The organism is Pseudomonas sp. P106(2024), from assembly GCF_057480815.1.
Window position 1 is genome coordinate 115245 of sequence record NZ_JBLIYU010000010.1, and the last position, 15160, is coordinate 130404.

At 65.7% G+C, this 15160-nt stretch carries 15 protein-coding genes; 12 read left to right on the forward strand and 3 right to left on the reverse strand.

Features of this window, described 5'->3' with window-relative positions:
* The first annotated feature begins 164 nt into the window (after nt 1-164).
* From rfbB to AC25M7_RS17170, 7 genes are read left to right on the forward strand one after another with little or no spacing between them, the layout of a single operon-like run.
* On the forward strand, nt 165-1247 hold the full coding sequence (gene rfbB, locus AC25M7_RS17140) for a dTDP-glucose 4,6-dehydratase (RefSeq protein WP_247283774.1): 1083 nt from the start codon (nt 165-167) through the stop codon (nt 1245-1247).
* The gene (gene rfbA, locus AC25M7_RS17145) at nt 1244-2119 is read left to right on the forward strand and encodes a glucose-1-phosphate thymidylyltransferase RfbA (protein WP_247283775.1); all 876 of its coding nucleotides are present in this window, start codon (nt 1244-1246) and stop codon (nt 2117-2119) included. Before rfbB ends, rfbA begins: the two co-directional genes overlap by 4 nt.
* The gene (gene rfbC / locus AC25M7_RS17150) at nt 2116-2664 is read left to right on the forward strand and encodes a dTDP-4-dehydrorhamnose 3,5-epimerase (RefSeq protein WP_069016504.1); all 549 of its coding nucleotides are present in this window, start codon (nt 2116-2118) and stop codon (nt 2662-2664) included. The genes rfbA and rfbC overlap by 4 nt, the downstream gene beginning before the upstream one ends.
* Nucleotides 2661-3521, forward strand: coding sequence for a dTDP-4-dehydrorhamnose reductase (gene rfbD / locus AC25M7_RS17155; RefSeq protein WP_486971304.1), 861 nt, complete (start codon nt 2661-2663; stop codon nt 3519-3521). Before rfbC ends, rfbD begins: the two co-directional genes overlap by 4 nt.
* 39 nt (nt 3522-3560) lie before the next feature.
* Entirely contained in the window at nt 3561-5375 is a 1815-nt protein-coding gene (locus AC25M7_RS17160; protein ID WP_062362721.1) for a sensor histidine kinase, read from the forward strand.
* Nucleotides 5372-6778: a sigma-54-dependent transcriptional regulator gene (locus AC25M7_RS17165; protein WP_028689191.1), complete on the forward strand. Its 1407-nt coding sequence runs from the start codon at nt 5372-5374 to the stop codon at nt 6776-6778. The genes AC25M7_RS17160 and AC25M7_RS17165 overlap by 4 nt, the downstream gene beginning before the upstream one ends.
* Nucleotides 6775-7230: a thioesterase domain-containing protein gene (locus AC25M7_RS17170; protein WP_062362717.1), complete on the forward strand. Its 456-nt coding sequence runs from the start codon at nt 6775-6777 to the stop codon at nt 7228-7230. Before AC25M7_RS17165 ends, AC25M7_RS17170 begins: the two co-directional genes overlap by 4 nt.
* 130 nt (nt 7231-7360) lie before the next feature.
* Here the strand turns inward: AC25M7_RS17170 and cysQ are convergent, their stop codons facing one another.
* Both cysQ and nudE read right to left on the reverse strand, forming a co-directional pair.
* Entirely contained in the window at nt 7361-8194 is an 834-nt protein-coding gene (cysQ, locus tag AC25M7_RS17175) for a 3'(2'),5'-bisphosphate nucleotidase CysQ (RefSeq protein WP_486971305.1), read from the reverse strand.
* Entirely contained in the window at nt 8191-8757 is a 567-nt protein-coding gene (nudE, locus tag AC25M7_RS17180; RefSeq protein ID WP_028689194.1) for an ADP compounds hydrolase NudE, read from the reverse strand. The genes cysQ and nudE overlap by 4 nt, the downstream gene beginning before the upstream one ends.
* A gap of 64 nt (nt 8758-8821) precedes the next feature.
* Between nudE and yrfG the strand changes: the two genes are divergently transcribed.
* Nucleotides 8822-9484, forward strand: coding sequence for a GMP/IMP nucleotidase (gene yrfG, locus AC25M7_RS17185; protein ID WP_036985805.1), 663 nt, complete (start codon nt 8822-8824; stop codon nt 9482-9484).
* 44 nt (nt 9485-9528) lie between these two features.
* On the opposite strand, the gene lysM is transcribed toward yrfG, so the two are convergent.
* On the reverse strand, nt 9529-9969 hold the full coding sequence (gene lysM / locus AC25M7_RS17190; RefSeq protein ID WP_028689196.1) for a peptidoglycan-binding protein LysM: 441 nt from the start codon (nt 9967-9969) through the stop codon (nt 9529-9531).
* Between the two features lie 175 nt (nt 9970-10144).
* On the opposite strand from lysM, the gene fdhD reads away from it, so the two are divergent.
* The 4 genes from fdhD to AC25M7_RS17210 all read left to right on the forward strand — a co-directional run bounded on the left by fdhD (nt 10145) and on the right by AC25M7_RS17210 (nt 15077).
* A complete protein-coding gene (gene fdhD / locus AC25M7_RS17195) occupies nt 10145-10972 on the forward strand; it encodes a formate dehydrogenase accessory sulfurtransferase FdhD (protein ID WP_486971306.1) in 828 nt (275 codons plus the stop codon).
* A gap of 8 nt (nt 10973-10980) precedes the next feature.
* Entirely contained in the window at nt 10981-13326 is a 2346-nt protein-coding gene (locus AC25M7_RS17200) for an FdhF/YdeP family oxidoreductase (protein WP_280092214.1), read from the forward strand.
* Nucleotides 13327-13578: 252 nt separating this feature from the next.
* Nucleotides 13579-14058 (forward strand): glycine zipper domain-containing protein, encoded by a 480-nt coding sequence (locus AC25M7_RS17205; protein WP_028689199.1) that lies wholly within the window; start codon nt 13579-13581, stop codon nt 14056-14058.
* A gap of 209 nt (nt 14059-14267) precedes the next feature.
* Nucleotides 14268-15077 (forward strand): CheR family methyltransferase, encoded by an 810-nt coding sequence (locus AC25M7_RS17210; RefSeq protein ID WP_236180576.1) that lies wholly within the window; start codon nt 14268-14270, stop codon nt 15075-15077.
* Nucleotides 15078-15160: the final 83 nt, after the last annotated feature.

Sequence of the window (15160 nt, forward strand, 5' to 3'; positions counted from 1 at the left end):
CGGGAACCTCGTTTTTTGTCGCCTATATCGCCATCGCGGCTGCCGATAAGCAAGTGGCATCCCTGCACAGACGACAGGCCGTCCTGCATTCACGACTTGCCACAAGCGATGCCAGCCAACAAGCTACGCTCCTGGCAATACGCTTTCCAAACAGGCACCCGCACATGCGCATTCTCGTCACCGGCGGCGCCGGTTTCATCGGCTCGGCCCTGGTTCGTCACCTGATCGATCACACCGATCATGAGGTGCTCAACCTCGACAAGTTGACCTACGCGGGCAACTTGCAATCGCTGCTGCGAGTCGCCGGCAACAGCCGCTATGAATTCGTCCAGGCCGATATCGCCGACCAGGCGAGTGTCAGCGCCGTGCTTGCCAGGTTCCAGCCAGACGCAATCATGCACCTGGCCGCGGAGTCGCATGTCGACCGCTCCATCGACGACTCTGCGGACTTCATCCAGACCAACATCGTCGGCACCTACAGCCTGCTGGAGGCCACCCGCGTCTACTGGAGCACACTGAACGAACAGACCCGCGGAGCGTTCCGCTTCCATCATGTCTCCACCGACGAGGTCTTCGGCGACCTGCAAGGCACCCACGACCTGTTCGATGAAAACACCCCGTACGCGCCCAGCTCCCCCTACTCAGCGAGCAAGGCGGCAGCCGATCATCTGGTGCGCGCCTGGCACCGCACCTATGGCCTGCCGACAGTGATCAGCAACTGTTCCAACAACTACGGCCCGTATCACTTCCCCGAAAAGCTGATCCCGTTGACCATCCTCAATGCCCTGGCCGGAAAACCGCTTGCGGTGTACGGCGATGGCCGGCAGGTCCGCGACTGGCTGTATGTCGAGGATCACGTGCGCGCCCTGCTTCAGGTCGTGACCCTGGGTGAAGTCGGCCAGACCTACACCGTCGGCGGCCACAACGAGCAGCGCAACATCGACGTGGTGCATGCCCTGTGCACCCTCCTGGAAGAGTTGGCGCCCGACCATCCGGCCGGCGTGACCCGCTACGCCGACCTGATCACCCACGTCCGCGATCGCCCGGGCCATGACCTGCGCTACGCCATCGATGCCGGCAGGATCGAGCGCGATCTCGGCTGGATGCCCCAAGAGACTTTCGCTTCGGGTCTGCGCAAGACCGTGCAGTGGTACCTGGCCAACCTCGAGTGGTGCCGCCAGGTCCAGGACGGCAGCTATCGGGGCCAGCGCCTGGGCAACGCCGACTTCAAGGGCCTGATCGCATGACCAAGGGTATCGTCCTGGCCGGCGGCACCGGCACCCGCCTGCACCCCATCACCCTCGGCGTCTCCAAGCAGCTGCTGCCAATCTACGACAAGCCGATGATCTACTACCCGATCTCTGTGCTGATGCTCGCCGGCATCCGCGACATCCTGCTGATCTCCACGCCTCAGGACCTGCCGCAGTACCGCCAGTTGTTCGGCGACGGCAACCCGCTCGGGATCCGCATCAGCTATGCCGAACAACCCTCACCCGACGGGCTGGCACAGGCGTTCCTGATCGGTGAATCGTTCATCGGCGACGATGCCGTGTGCCTGATCCTCGGTGACAACATCTTCCACGGCCAGGGCTTCAGCGAACAATTGCAGCGCGCGGTGCAACAGCCCTCGGGCGCCACGGTGTTCGGCTATTGGGTCAAGGACCCGGAGCGCTTCGGCGTAATTGAGTTCGACGCCGATGGCCGAGCGCTGTCGATCGAGGAGAAACCCCTACACCCCAAGTCCAGCTACGTCGTGACCGGCCTGTACTTCTATGACAACGACGTGGTGAACATCGCCAAGGGCATTCGTCCATCAGCCCGCGGCGAACTGGAGATCACCGACATCAACAATGCCTACCTGGCACGCGGCGACCTGCGCGTCGAACGCTTTGGTCGTGGCTTCGCCTGGCTCGACACCGGCACCCACGACAGCCTGCTTGAGGCCTCGCAGTATGTGCAGACCCTCGAACATCGCCAAGGGCTGAAGGTGGCCTGCCTAGAAGAAATCGCTTTCCAGAAGGGCTGGATCAGCCGCGAGCAGGTGCTGGCCAAGGCCTGCGAACTACAAAAAACCGGCTACGGCCAATACCTGAGCCAGCTGGCCGAAGAGTACCCATGAACATCATTGCCACCGCGCTCCCGGAGGTCCTGATCATCGAACCCAAGGTGTTCGGTGACAGCCGAGGGTTCTTCTACGAAAGCTACAACGCCCGCGACTTCGCCCTGCAAACCGGCATCGACACGCCGTTCGTCCAGGACAACCACTCCCGCTCAGGTCAAGGTGTGCTGCGCGGCCTGCACTACCAGTTGCAAAATGCCCAGGGCAAGCTGGTCCGCGTGCTGCAGGGCGAGATCCTGGACGTTGCGGTGGACATCCGCGGCCGCTCGCCGACCCTAGGGCAGTGGGTAGCGGTGAGGCTGTCCGCCGACAACCACCGCCAGCTGTGGCTGCCACCCGGTTTCGCCCATGGCTTCCGGGTTCTGGGCGAGTCGGCCGAGGTGCTCTACAAGACCACCGACTACTACAACCCCGACGCCGAGCAGAGCATTCGCTGGGACGACCCTCAACTGGCCATCGACTGGCAGTTGGACGGCCTGCAACCATTGCTGTCGGCCAAGGACCAGGCCGCCACATCGTTTGCCGAAGCGCCACTGTTCCCATGAGGATCCTCATCTGTGGCCGCCATGGCCAGGTCGCACTGGCACTTCAGGACGCACTAAGCGGCCTGGGCGATGTGCGGCGGGTCGGTCGCGACGGGCTCGACCTGGCTCACCCGGAACAACTGCGCGCCACGCTGCGCCAGATTGCCCCGGCGCTGATCATCAACGCCGCCGCCTACACCGCGGTCGACCAGGCTGAAAGCGAGACGCGGCAAGCCTACACCATCAACGCCGAAGCCCCCCGGGTGCTGGCCGAAGAAGCCGCACGGCTCGGCGCACCGCTAATCCACTACTCCACCGACTATGTCTTCGACGGCAGCAAGTCAGCCCCCTACGACGAAGACGACACCCCCAGCCCGCTGAGTGTCTATGGCCGCAGCAAGCTGGCAGGTGAACTGGCCATCACCGCTGTCGCCGGGGAGCACCTGATCCTGCGCACCAGCTGGGTCTATTCGCATCATGGACGCAACTTCCTGCTGACCATGCAGCGCCTGCTTCAGCAACGCGCTCAACTGAAAGTGGTGGACGACCAGGTCGGCGCACCGACCTGGGCAACCACCATTGCCGCCAGTACGCGTGCATTGATCGAGCGCTGGCAGAGCGGCCAGGCCGGCGCCTGGGGCACTTACCACCTGACCGCCCAGGGTGAAACCTCCTGGTTCGGCTTCGCCCAGGCCATCGGCGAACAGCTCAAGGCCCGCGGCCTGCCCTGCGCCGAACTGCTGCCGATCCCTTCCCGCGACTACCCTACACCGGCAAAGCGACCGCTCAACTCACGCCTGGACTGTTCGCGTCTGGCCCGCGAATGGCAGGTCAGCCAACCGCACTGGCACGATGCACTCATCGACTGCCTCAAGTAGCGCATAATTGCGCCAGACCCTACTGGCGCCCTTATCGTAATGATCCCAAGACCCACGCCTCCCCGCCGCCCCCGCTGGCGCAGCCTGGCCCTGCTGGCGCTGTGCCTGGCCCCGCTGCTGTGGCCATTGCACCACCTGGCCGAGCGCTACTACCAGGACGAGCTGGCGTCGCAGAACCGCCAGACCCTCGACCTCTACGTCGCCAACCTGCTGGGCACCCTGCACCGCTACGAGACCCTGCCGCAAATCCTCGGTGACCTGCCAGCGCTGCGTGGCGTGCTGGCCGACCCGTTTCGTCTCGAGGCGGTGACCAACGCCAACCGCCTGCTCAAACACATCACCCAGCAGACCGGCGCCGAGGTGATGTACCTGATGGATGTCAGCGGCAACACCCTGGCCGCCTCCAACTGGGACAAGCAGGACAGTTTCGTCGGCCGCAATTTCTCGTTCCGCCCCTACTTCATCGAAGCAATGGAAGGCCACCTGGGGCGCTTCTTCGGCCAGGGCACCACCTCGGCCAAGCGCGGCTACTTCTTCGCTGCCGCCGTGCACGACCGCGACAAGGTGATCGGCGTGCTGGTGGTCAAGGTCGACCTCGACCACACCGAGACCCTCTGGGGCCGCACCCCGGAACAATTGCTGCTGACCGACCAGAACGGCGTGGTGGTGCTCACCTCGCGCCCGGACTGGCGGTTCCGCGCCACCCGCGAGCTGACCGCGGCCGAGCGCCAGGCCATCGTCGCCATCCAGCCCTACCCGACCCAGGCGCCGCAGCCGCTGACCCTCGACCAGGCTGCCTGGCTGATCCAGACCCGCGACATCAAGGAAACCGGCTGGCAGGTGAGCATCCTTGCCCCGCGCCTGCTGGTCGATCGCTCGGTGCAGACGGTCATGGCCATCGGCGGCGGCGCGCTGCTGGTGACCATGCTCCTGGCCGGCCTGGTGATGCAGCGCCGCCGCCACTACATCGACCGCATCGACTTCGAGGCCCGTGCCCGCCAGGAACTGGAGCACCGCGTGATCGAACGTACCGCCGACCTCGAAGGCCTCAACACCCGGCTCAAGAGCGCGGTGCTCGAACGCGAAAACGCCCAGCAGGAGCTGGTACGCGCCCAGGACGAGCTGGTCCAGGCCGGCAAGCTGTCGGTGCTCGGCACCATGTCGGCGAGCATCAGCCACGAGCTCAACCAGCCGCTGGCGGCCATCCGCAGCTACGCCGAGAATGCCGAGATCCTCCTCGATCATCAGCGCACCGAGGACGTACGCGGCAACCTCAAGCTGATCGGCGAGCTGACCGGGCGCATGGCCTCGATCATCGCCCACCTGCGCGCCTTCGCCCGCCGCGACCAGCACGCACCGGAAAGCGTGGCCCTGCAACCGGCCCTGGACGACGCCCTCGCGCTGCTGGCCAAGCGCCGCCGGGCCATGGCCGTCGAGCTGGTGCGCGACCTGCCCGAGGCCACCCTGTGGGTGCAGGCCGGCGAGACTCGCCTGCGCCAGGTGCTGGGCAACCTGCTGGCCAACGCCCTCGATGCCCTCACCGAGAAGGCCAACCCACGCCGGCTGTGGCTGAGTGCCGAACGCCAGGATGACTGCGTCTACCTGTACATCCGCGACAATGGCCCCGGTTTCAGCCGCCAGGCCCTGGAGCATGCCAAGGAGCCGTTCTTCACCACCAAGACCCGCACCCAGGGCCTTGGGCTGGGGCTGGCCATCTGCGAAAGCCTGATGCATGCACTGGGCGGTGAGCTGCTGCTGGGCAACCACCCGGAAGGCGGTGCCCTGCTGACGCTGAAACTGCGCGTGGCCAAGCCTGGCGCCAACCTGCAATCTTCGGAGGACACCTCGGCATGACCGAGACACTGATCGACAGCCGCGCCCAGGTGCTCCTGGTCGACGACGACCCGCACCTGCGCCAGGCCCTGAGCCAGACCCTGGACCTGGCCGGGCTCAAGGTGGTGGCCCTGGCCGACGCCCAGGGCCTGGCCGGGCGCATCGAGGAAGACTGGCCGGGAGTGGTGGTCAGCGATATCCGCATGCCCGGCATCGACGGCCTGCAACTGCTGGAACAACTGCATGCCCGCGACAGTGAACTGCCGGTGCTGCTGATCACCGGCCACGGCGATGTGCCGCTGGCGGTGCAGGCCATGCGCGCCGGGGCCTACGACTTCCTCGAAAAACCCTTCGCCAGCGACGCCCTGCTCGACAGCGTGCGCCGCGCCCTGGCCCTGCGCCGCCTGGTGCTGGACAACCGCAGCCTGCGCCTGGCCCTGAGCGACCGCCAGCAATTGGCCACGCGCCTGGTCGGCCAGTCGCCGGGCATGCAGCGCCTGCGCGAGCAGATCGGCGCCCTCGCCGGCACCCGCGCCGACGTGTTGATCCTCGGTGAGACCGGCGCCGGCAAGGAGGTGGTGGCCCGTGCCCTGCACGACCTGTCGAGCCGCCGCGACGGCCCGTTCGTGGCGATCAACGCCGGCGCCCTGGCCGAGTCTGTGGTCGAGAGCGAGCTGTTCGGCCACGAGCCCGGGGCGTTCACCGGCGCGCAGAAACGCCGGATCGGCAAGTTCGAGTTCGCCAACGGCGGCACGCTGTTCCTCGACGAGATAGAGAGCATGAGCCTGGACGTGCAGGTCAAGCTGCTGCGCCTGCTGCAGGAACGGGTGGTCGAACGCCTGGGCGGCAACCAACTGATCCCGCTGGATATCCGCATCATCGCCGCGACCAAGGAAGACCTGCGCCAGGCCGCCGACCAGGGCCGCTTCCGCGCCGACCTGTACTACCGCCTCAATGTCGCGCCGCTGCGCATCCCCGCGTTGCGCGAGCGCGGCGACGACATCCTCGTGCTGTTCCAGCACTTCGCCGACGCCGCCAGCGAGCGCCACGGCCTGCCGCCCCACAGCCTGCAACCGGCGCAGCGCGCCATGCTCCTGCGCCACGACTGGCCGGGCAATGTGCGCGAGCTGCAGAACGCCGCCGAACGCTTCGCCCTGGGCCTGGAGCTGGCCCTCGATGGCCAGGTGCCCATGGCGCCCCCTGACATCCAGGTGGCCGTGCCGACCGGCAATCTCAGCGAACAGGTCGAGCAGTTCGAACGCTCGCTGATCGCCGCCGAACTGGGCCAACCGCACAACTCGATGCGCAGCCTCGCCGAGGCCCTCGGCATCCCGCGCAAGACCCTGCATGACAAACTACGCAAGCACGGCCTGAGCTTCGACGGCGGTGGCGGGCACGACGACCAGGAGGAAAACCGTCCATGAGCACCGACAGCCAGTACCTGCAAACGGTATTGCACAGTGATATTCCGTTGACCCGCGACATGGGGATGGAAGTCCTCGATTGGCAACAGCATTGCCTGCGCCTGAAGCTGCCGCTGGCGCCCAACGTCAACCACAAGAGCACCATGTTCGGCGGCAGCTTGTACTGCGGCGCGGTGCTGGTCGGCTGGGGCTGGCTGCACCTGCGCCTGCGCGAGATGGGGATCGATGACGGGCATATCGTCATCCAGGAAGGGCAGATCAGTTATCCGCTGCCGGTGACCGGCACAGCGGTGGCACAGTGCCCGGCGCCGGACGAGAGAACCTGGGCGCGGTTCCTGACGATGTACCAGCGTCGCGGGCGGGCGCGGCTGACACTGGAGACGGTGGTGAGCAACGAGGGGAACGACGAGCCTGCCGTGAAATTCAGTGGCCAGTACGTTTTGCATCGCTGAAGGCTTGGGAGCGCTTCACACCCCTTTCCGACCGGTCCGACGCCTCGGCAAGGCCGCTCGTACAGGGAAACGTGATCTCCTGTGGAGCGGCCTTGTGTCGCGATGGGCTGCAAAGCAGCCCGCGGCTATCTCAAACTCGGATCGCGCCTGCCAGCTCGACCAGCGCCTGCCGCCAGCCGGCAGCCTTGGGCAACGCCAGGAAAAACGGATTGAGCAACGACTCCCGCGCCGGATACCGGAACGGCAACCCATCCAGCCCGATCACCTCGCCCCCGGCCCCTTCCAGCACGCCCTGCGCAGCTGCGGTATCCCACTGAGAAGTCGGCGCCAAGCGCGGATAACAGTCGGCGCTGCCTTCGGCCAGCAGGCAGAACTTCAGTGAACTGCCGATATTGGCCAGTTCCAGCTCACCCACTGCGCCACTCAGCCCGGCCAGCAGGGCCTCCTGTTGCGGGCTGGAATGCCGGCGGCTGGCGACGACGGTGAACTTCGCCCCCTGCGCCGGCGCGTTGCGCACCTGGATCGGCTGCGCGACACCCTCAGGCTCTATACGCCAGGCCCCCAGGTCGCGGCCACCGAAATAGCAGCGGCCATTGGTCGGCATTGCCACCGCCCCGAATACCACCTCACCGTTCTCGATCAACGCGATATTGACGGTGAACTCCTCGCTCCCGGCGATGAACTCCTTGGTGCCATCCAGCGGGTCGACCAGCCACCAGCGCTGCCAGCCTTGGCGGGTGGCCAGCGGGATCTCGCAGTCTTCCTCGGACAGCACCGGTATCTGCGGTGCCAGCGCTTGCAAACCATCCGCGATCACCCGATGAGCCGCCAGGTCGGCAGCAGTCACCGGCGAATCGTCGGCCTTGCTGGTCACCGCCACATCGGCGCGCCAGAACGGCAGGATCGCCTCGCCGGCCACGCGGGCGAGCGCCACCACGTCCTGCATCAACTGCCGATCGTTCATACGCTCAATACCCCACGCTGGATCAGCAGGTCGCGGGCCAGGTACAACGCCGCCAGCGCCCGACCTTCGGTGAACTGCGGGTGCATGGCCAACGCCGAAAGCTCACGCAGGTTGACCTTGTCGACCCGCATCGGCTCGGGCTCGTCGCCCTCCAGGCGCTCTTCGTACAGGTCCGAGGCCAGCACCACCTGGATCTTCTGGCTCATGTAGCCGGGCGACAGCGACAGCTCGGTGAGGTGCTCCAGCTGGCGCGCGCCGAACCCAGCCTCTTCCTTGAGCTCCCGGTCGGCGGCAGCCAGCACGTCCTCGCCCGGCTCGATCAGACCCTTGGGCAGGGACAGCTCGTACTCATCGGTGCCGCCGCAATATTCCTCGACCAGCACCGCGTGCTCGGTATCGAGCATGGCCACGATCATCACCGCGCCATAACCGTTGCCACGGCCGACCAATCGCTCGTAGGTGCGCTCGGTGCCGTTGGAAAAGCGCAACTGCACGGCTTCGACCCGGAACAGGCGGCTGCTGGCGACGATCTCGCGGCTGAGAACGGTGGGTTTCTGGCGCATGGGGCGGCTCCTTGGCGTGAACGGGTTACTATACCGTGGCTAGCCGACTGATCGAGAATTTCCCATGCCCGTTCTTCCCTGGTCCGCCATCGATACCGTCCTGCTGGACATGGACGGTACTCTGCTCGACCTGCACTACGACAACCGCTTTTGGCTGGACCACCTGCCCCAGCGCTACGCCGAGCTGCATGGCGTGAGCCGGGCCATGGCCGAGCTCGAGCTGCACCCGCTGTTCGAGCGGCATGCCGGCACGCTCAACTGGTACTGCCTGGATTTCTGGAGCCGTGAACTGCGCCTGCCGATCCGCGAGCTGAAACAGGAGATCGCCGACCTCATCGCCCTCAAGCCGGATGCCGACACTTTCCTGGCAGCCGTGCGCAAGGCGGGCAAGCGGGTGGTGATGATCACCAATGCGCACCGCGACTCGCTGTCGCTGAAACTGGAGCGGGTGGAACTGGCGCCGTATTTCGAACGGCTGATCAGCTCACATGACTACGGCTATCCGAAGGAGAGTCCGCAGTTCTGGGATGCCTTGCAGGCGGACATCGGTTTTGAACCGGCGCGCAGCCTGTTCATCGATGACACTTTGGCGATTCTGCGCAGTGCCCGGCGATTTGGTGTTGGGCACCTGCTGGCTGTACGCCAGCCTGACAGTCAGGCCGGGCCGAGGGACACACAGGAGTTTGCCGCTGTTGAGGACTATCGGGCGTTGCTGGCGGGGCTATAGGCCCGCGCCCACCAGCGTGGGAGCGGGCTTGCCCCAAGATGTGATCAATCAGGAATACGCAGCACCTGCCCTGGATAGATCTTGTTGGGGTCCTTCAGCATCGGTTTGTTCGCCTCGAAGATCTTCTGGTACTTGTTGGCATCACCATAGACCCGCTTGGAAATGGCACTGAGGGTGTCACCTTTCTCGACCTCAACGAACCGGGCAGCCTGGGCCACCGGGCCGGTGACGGTGATCTGGTCATCCACCGAGGCCACCCCTGCGATATTGCCGGCAGCCAGGATGATCTTCTCCTTCTCCTCCTGGCTGGCAACCTCACCCTTGAGAATGACCTTGTCACCCTCTACAGTGGCCGAGATGTTCGGGTTGCCCAGACCCACGTCCTGGACATGCTTCTTCAACTGTTCCTCGGCATTGGCATTGCCCGGCGTCAGCAGGTCGATCAACTTCTCGCCGGCTTCCTTCACGAAACTGAACAGGCTCATGTGGCGCTCCTTTGATGGTGAATCCATGGAAGCAGGAGTCTAGGCCAGGATCATCCATCCCGCCCCGCTGCGACCAATCGACGCGCTCTATCACGACATAGACGCTAGCGATTAGACGCCATCGGCACAGGGGCCTAGGCTTGTGGGGTCAAACTGCCAGCCGGTATTCGCCCCGATGAACAGCAAGCCACCGGTCTGCGCGGCGTCCACGCCTCTTGCCCTGCCCGCCGCCAGCAACACCTATGACTACGTCCAGCTAACCGACACGGCCCACGACAGCACCCCGCTGGCCGAGGAAGTAGCGCTGGCCATCGTCTACAACGGCCTGAACCAGGCGGTGATGCTGGTCAGCCCGACCGACCTGGAAGACTTCGCCGTCGGTTTCAGCGTGGGCAGCGGCATCGTCGCCGGTACCGAGGAAATCTACGATGTGAAGCTCTCCGGCAGCGGTTCAGCGCTGTATGCCGACCTGGAGATCTCCAGCCGTGCCTTCTGGAACCTGAAGAACCAGCGCCGTCAACTGGCCGGCACCAGCGGCTGCGGCCTGTGCGGCGTCGAGGCCCTGGAGCAGGCTTTGCCCGAGCTGGACGTGCTGCCCGGGGCGCCGCTGCCGCCCGCGCACTGGCTGAAAGACTTGCGCCAGCGCATCAATGCCCTCCAGCCCCTTGGCCAGCATTGTGGCGCGGTACACGCTGCGCTGTTCATGGATCGCGAAGGCCAGTTGCTGCTGGGCCGCGAAGACATCGGCCGGCACAACGCCCTGGACAAGCTGATCGGCGCCCTGCTGCGCCAGCGCATCGACACCGCAGGCGGCCTGGCCATCGTCACCAGCCGCTGCAGCCTGGAGCTGATCCAGAAAGTCCTTCGCGCCGGCATCCAGACCCTGGTCAGCCTCTCGGCACCCACGGGCCTGGCCCTGCAATGGGCGCGCAAGCACAACCTCAACCTCATACATCTGCCCAAACACAGCGCACCGCGGGTGTTCAGCCCAGCGGCGGAGTAGCAACAGCCGTGACCTCCTACGAAAAACTGCCAGACAACGCCCCCGCCTCCACCCCTCGCTACAAGCCCTACCCCGGCCCCGCCGGCGGTTGGGGGGCGCTGCGCAGCGTGGCCAAGGCCTGGGTGGGCAGCGACAACGCCCTGAAGAACATCCGCGCCCTGCTCAAGACCAACCAGAACGGCGGTTTCGACTGCCCTGGGTGCGCCTGGGGTGACTCGCCCGAGAGCGGCATGGTCAAGTTCTGCGAGAACGGCGCCAAGGCGGTCAACTGGGAGGCCACCAAGCGCCGCGTCGATGCGGCGTTCTTCGCCCGCTACAGCGTCAGCGCGCTGCTCGAACAGAGCGACTACTGGCTCGAATACCAGGGCCGCCTGACCGAGCCGATGGTCTACGACCCGGTCACCGACCGTTACCGCCCGATCGACTGGGACGCGGCATTCGCCCTGATCGCCCGGCACCTGAACAACCTGTCCAGCCCTGACCAGGCGGAGTTCTATACCTCCGGCCGGGCCAGCAACGAGGCGGCGTACCTGTACCAGCTGTTCGTGCGCGCCTACGGCACCAACAACTTCCCCGACTGCTCGAACATGTGCCACGAAGCCAGCGGCGTGGCCCTGGGCCAGAGCGTCGGCGTGGGCAAGGGCACGGTCACCTACGACGACTTCGAGCACGCCGACGCGATCTTCGTCTGGGGCCAGAACCCTGGCACCAACCACCCGCGCATGCTCGACCCGCTGCGTGACGCGGTCAAACGCGGCGCCCAGGTGGTCTGTGTCAACCCGCTCAAGGAGCGTGGCCTGGAGCGCTTCCAGCATCCGCAGAACCCGCTGGAAATGCTGACCAACACTGACCGCCCGACCAACACGGCATTCTTCCGACCGGCCCTGGGCGGCGACATGGCGCTGCTGCGCGGCATGGCCAAGTTCCTGCTGCAGTGGGAGCGTGAAGCCCAGGCCAAGGGCGAGCCGGCGATCTTCGACCACGCCTTCATCGCCGAGCACGGCCATGGCGTGGACGAGTACCTGGCGGTGGTCGATGCCACTTCGTGGGAGCAGATTCAGGCGCAATCGGGCCTGACCCTCGCCGACATAGAACTGTCGGCGCGCATGTACTGCAAGGGCAAACGGGTGATCATGTGCTGGGCCATGGGCATCACCCAGCACCGCCATTCGGTGCCGACCATCCAGGAAATCGTCAACCTGATGCTGCTGCGCGGCAACCTCGGCGTGCCGGGCGCCGGCCTGTGCCCGGTGCGCGGCCACAGCAACGTGCAGGGCGACCGCACCATGGGCATCAACGAACGCCCGCCGGTGTTCCTGCTCGACGCCCTCGAAAAGCGCTTCGGCTTCCCGGTGCCGCGCCACAACGGCCACAACACCGTCGAGGCGATCCACGCCATGCTCGACGGCCGAGCCAAGGTGTTCATCGGTCTGGGCGGCAACTTCGCCCAGGCCACGCCGGACACCGAACGCACCGCGCAGGCGCTGCGCAATTGCGAATTGACCGTGCACATCAGCACCAAGCTCAACCGCAGCCACCTGATCCACGGCAAGCAGGCGCTGATCCTGCCGTGCCTGGGCCGTACCGATATCGACCTGCAGGGCGAAGGCCCGCAGGCGGTAACGGTGGAGGACTCGTTCAGCATGGTCCACGCCTCCAACGGCCAGCTCAAGCCGCTGTCGCGGCAGATGCGCTCGGAGCCGGCCGTGGTCGCCGGTATCGCCGCCGCCACCCTGGGCAAGCAACCGGTGGACTGGCACTGGTTGGTGGCCGACTACGACCGCATCCGCGACCTGATCGCCGACACCATTCCCGGCTTTGCCGACTTCAATGAACGCCTGCGCCTGCCCGGCGGCTTCTACCTGGGCAACAGCGCCGGCAGCCGCCAGTGGAAGACCGCCAGCGGCCGTGCCAACTTCAAGGCCAACCTGCTGCCCGACAGCCTGCTCGACGAACGCGTGCGCGCCAGCGGCCAGGTGCCGGACCTGATCATGCAGTCGATGCGTTCGCACGATCAGTACAACACCACCATCTATGGCATGGACGACCGCTACCGCGGCGTGCGCGGCCAGCGCGACGTGCTGTTCGTCAACGAAGCCGACATCATCCGCCTGGGCTTCCAACCGGGGCAGAAAGTCGACATCGTGTCGCTGTGGGGCGATGACCATGTACGCCGGGTGCAGGGCTTCACCCTGCTGGCGTTCGATATTCCCGCCGGCCAGGCGGCGGCCTACTACCCCGAGGTAAACCCGCTGGTGCCGCTGGAAAGCATCGGCGACGGCAGCCATACGCCGACGTCGAAGTTCATCGCCATCAAGCTGGAACGAGCGCGGGACGACGGGCGCATCATCTGAGCAAGATTGGGCTAGGCGCGCTCCTACAGGGGCAAGCGCAGATCCCGAGCACCTGCCCACAAAAAAGCCCTGTTCCGCAATGGTTCAGGGCTTCGTCACAAATAGCTCAGACAGCCGAAATTCGCAAAAGTTTCATACATAATTCAATAACTTAGAGAATTGTGTACAACTCGTGCTACTCGTCGGATTCCGATTGCCAGCCGCCTCGGCGAGCCTCAAATTCCGCTTCGTCATCCCTCTGAGGCTCTCTTGATGAAGAAGTACTCCTCGATTCTGTTGTTGTCTTTTGGTCTGCTCAGCGGCGTTGCCATGGCAGGCGGCACCACCGAAGCCGGCATTGGCGGCGCATTGGGTGGGGTACTGGGCTCCGTGGTGGGCAACTCCATCGGCGGTAGCACCGGCGGCGCCATCGGTGCCGGCCTGGGCGGCGCGGCCGGCGGTGCGTTGGGCGCCGACAAGCGCCAGCGCGGCGAGGCCGCCATCGGTGGCGCGCTGGGTGCAGCAGGCGGCAACGTGGTGGGTCGCTCCATGGGCGGCACCACCGGCAGCTACATCGGCGCGGCCGCCGGTGGTGGCGCCGGTGGCGCACTGGGCAACTACATGGGCAACAAGGCCGACGAAGACGAACGCCACGAGCGTCGCTACCGTCGCGACTACGACGATCGCCGCTACTACGACCGTGGCCACCACTATGGCCATCGCAAGCACAAGCGCCACTGGCGCCACGACTGATCGCCAGGCTTACGCCTGAAACCTAAGGCCCTGCCCTCATCGGCAGGGCCTTTTCGTTTGTATACCCGCCAGAGGATTAGGGGCTGCCCCGATATGGAGGCCACTTGCCACTAGTTATCATCGTCGTTTCGATCAAGCACAGGACGCAGGGAATGCGCACGATCATTACCGCCCCCATCTGTCTGCCACGGGCCAGGAGAGGCTGAAGGATGCCAGGCCGCCGCCCGCCACTGCTCGGCGAAGCCAGCTTTGCGTCGATTCGCCAACGGGTCGTGCAGGCCACCGGCGTGCAACTGGCCGACGACCGACGTGCCGTGGTCGCGGCACGCCTGCACAAGCGCCTCAAGGCCTTGGGCCTTCCCGACTTCGAACACTATCTCGCCCTGCTCGACGGCCCCCACGGCGCGGGCGAACGCGAGCACCTGCTGCGCCTGCTGGTCGCCCATGACAGCTACTTCTTTCGCGAGCATCGTCATTTCGAATGCCTGGCCCGCTGGCTGGCCGAGCTCGACCACCCCGCACGCCTGTGGAGCGCCGCCTGCGCCACCGGGGAAGAAGCCTGGAGCCTGGCCATGGTCGCCGCCGAAAACGCCCGCCATCCCGACTGGCAGGTGCTGGCGAGCGACTTCAACGCGCAACTGCTGGAAACCGCCGCTGCCGGCATCTACGACATCGCCCAGGCACGCTACTTTCCCGAAGGCTGGCTGGCCCGCCACGGCCTGTGCGGGGTAGGCGAGATGGCCGGTCGACTGCGGGTCTCGGCGGCCCTGCGCAAGCAGGTGCGCTTCGAAGCGCTCAACCTGATCCGGCCCCTGCCCGAACAGCTCGGCAGCTTCGACGTCATCCTGTTGCGCAACCTGTTGTCGAACCTGGCGCCACGGTACAAGAACGAGGTACTCCAGCGCCTGCTGGCACACCTGCGCCCCGGTGGCCTGATGATCATCGGTCACAGCGAGAGCGTCCATGCCCTGGGCCTGCCCCTGCGTCCACTACTGCCGTCGGTGTTCGAACGCCTATGATAAGAGGCACTGCCGTGCCCATCGGCAGACAAGGACTGATCGCGCAACCGCGCGGCAGTGCGCTTCCGGATCGAGCAGGCCTG

Bases quoted from the DNA above. Each gene is read 5' to 3' on its own strand.
- AC25M7_RS17205 (WP_028689199.1), top strand. From the start codon at position 13,579: ATGAAGAAGTACTCCTCGATTCTGTTGTTGTCTTTTGGTCTGCTCAGC.
- fdhD (WP_486971306.1), top strand. From the start codon at position 10,145: ATGAACAGCAAGCCACCGGTCTGCGCGGCGTCCACGCCTCTTGCCCTG.
- rfbB (WP_247283774.1), top strand. From the start codon at position 165: ATGCGCATTCTCGTCACCGGCGGCGCCGGTTTCATCGGCTCGGCCCTG.
- rfbC (WP_069016504.1), top strand. From the start codon at position 2,116: ATGAACATCATTGCCACCGCGCTCCCGGAGGTCCTGATCATCGAACCC.
- AC25M7_RS17165 (WP_028689191.1), top strand. From the start codon at position 5,372: ATGACCGAGACACTGATCGACAGCCGCGCCCAGGTGCTCCTGGTCGAC.
- cysQ (WP_486971305.1), bottom strand. From the start codon at position 8,194: ATGAACGATCGGCAGTTGATGCAGGACGTGGTGGCGCTCGCCCGCGTG.
- rfbD (WP_486971304.1), top strand. From the start codon at position 2,661: ATGAGGATCCTCATCTGTGGCCGCCATGGCCAGGTCGCACTGGCACTT.
- AC25M7_RS17210 (WP_236180576.1), top strand. From the start codon at position 14,268: ATGCCAGGCCGCCGCCCGCCACTGCTCGGCGAAGCCAGCTTTGCGTCG.
- lysM (WP_028689196.1), bottom strand. From the start codon at position 9,969: ATGAGCCTGTTCAGTTTCGTGAAGGAAGCCGGCGAGAAGTTGATCGAC.
- AC25M7_RS17170 (WP_062362717.1), top strand. From the start codon at position 6,775: ATGAGCACCGACAGCCAGTACCTGCAAACGGTATTGCACAGTGATATT.
- AC25M7_RS17160 (WP_062362721.1), top strand. From the start codon at position 3,561: ATGATCCCAAGACCCACGCCTCCCCGCCGCCCCCGCTGGCGCAGCCTG.
- nudE (WP_028689194.1), bottom strand. From the start codon at position 8,757: ATGCGCCAGAAACCCACCGTTCTCAGCCGCGAGATCGTCGCCAGCAGC.
- rfbA (WP_247283775.1), top strand. From the start codon at position 1,244: ATGACCAAGGGTATCGTCCTGGCCGGCGGCACCGGCACCCGCCTGCAC.
- yrfG (WP_036985805.1), top strand. From the start codon at position 8,822: ATGCCCGTTCTTCCCTGGTCCGCCATCGATACCGTCCTGCTGGACATG.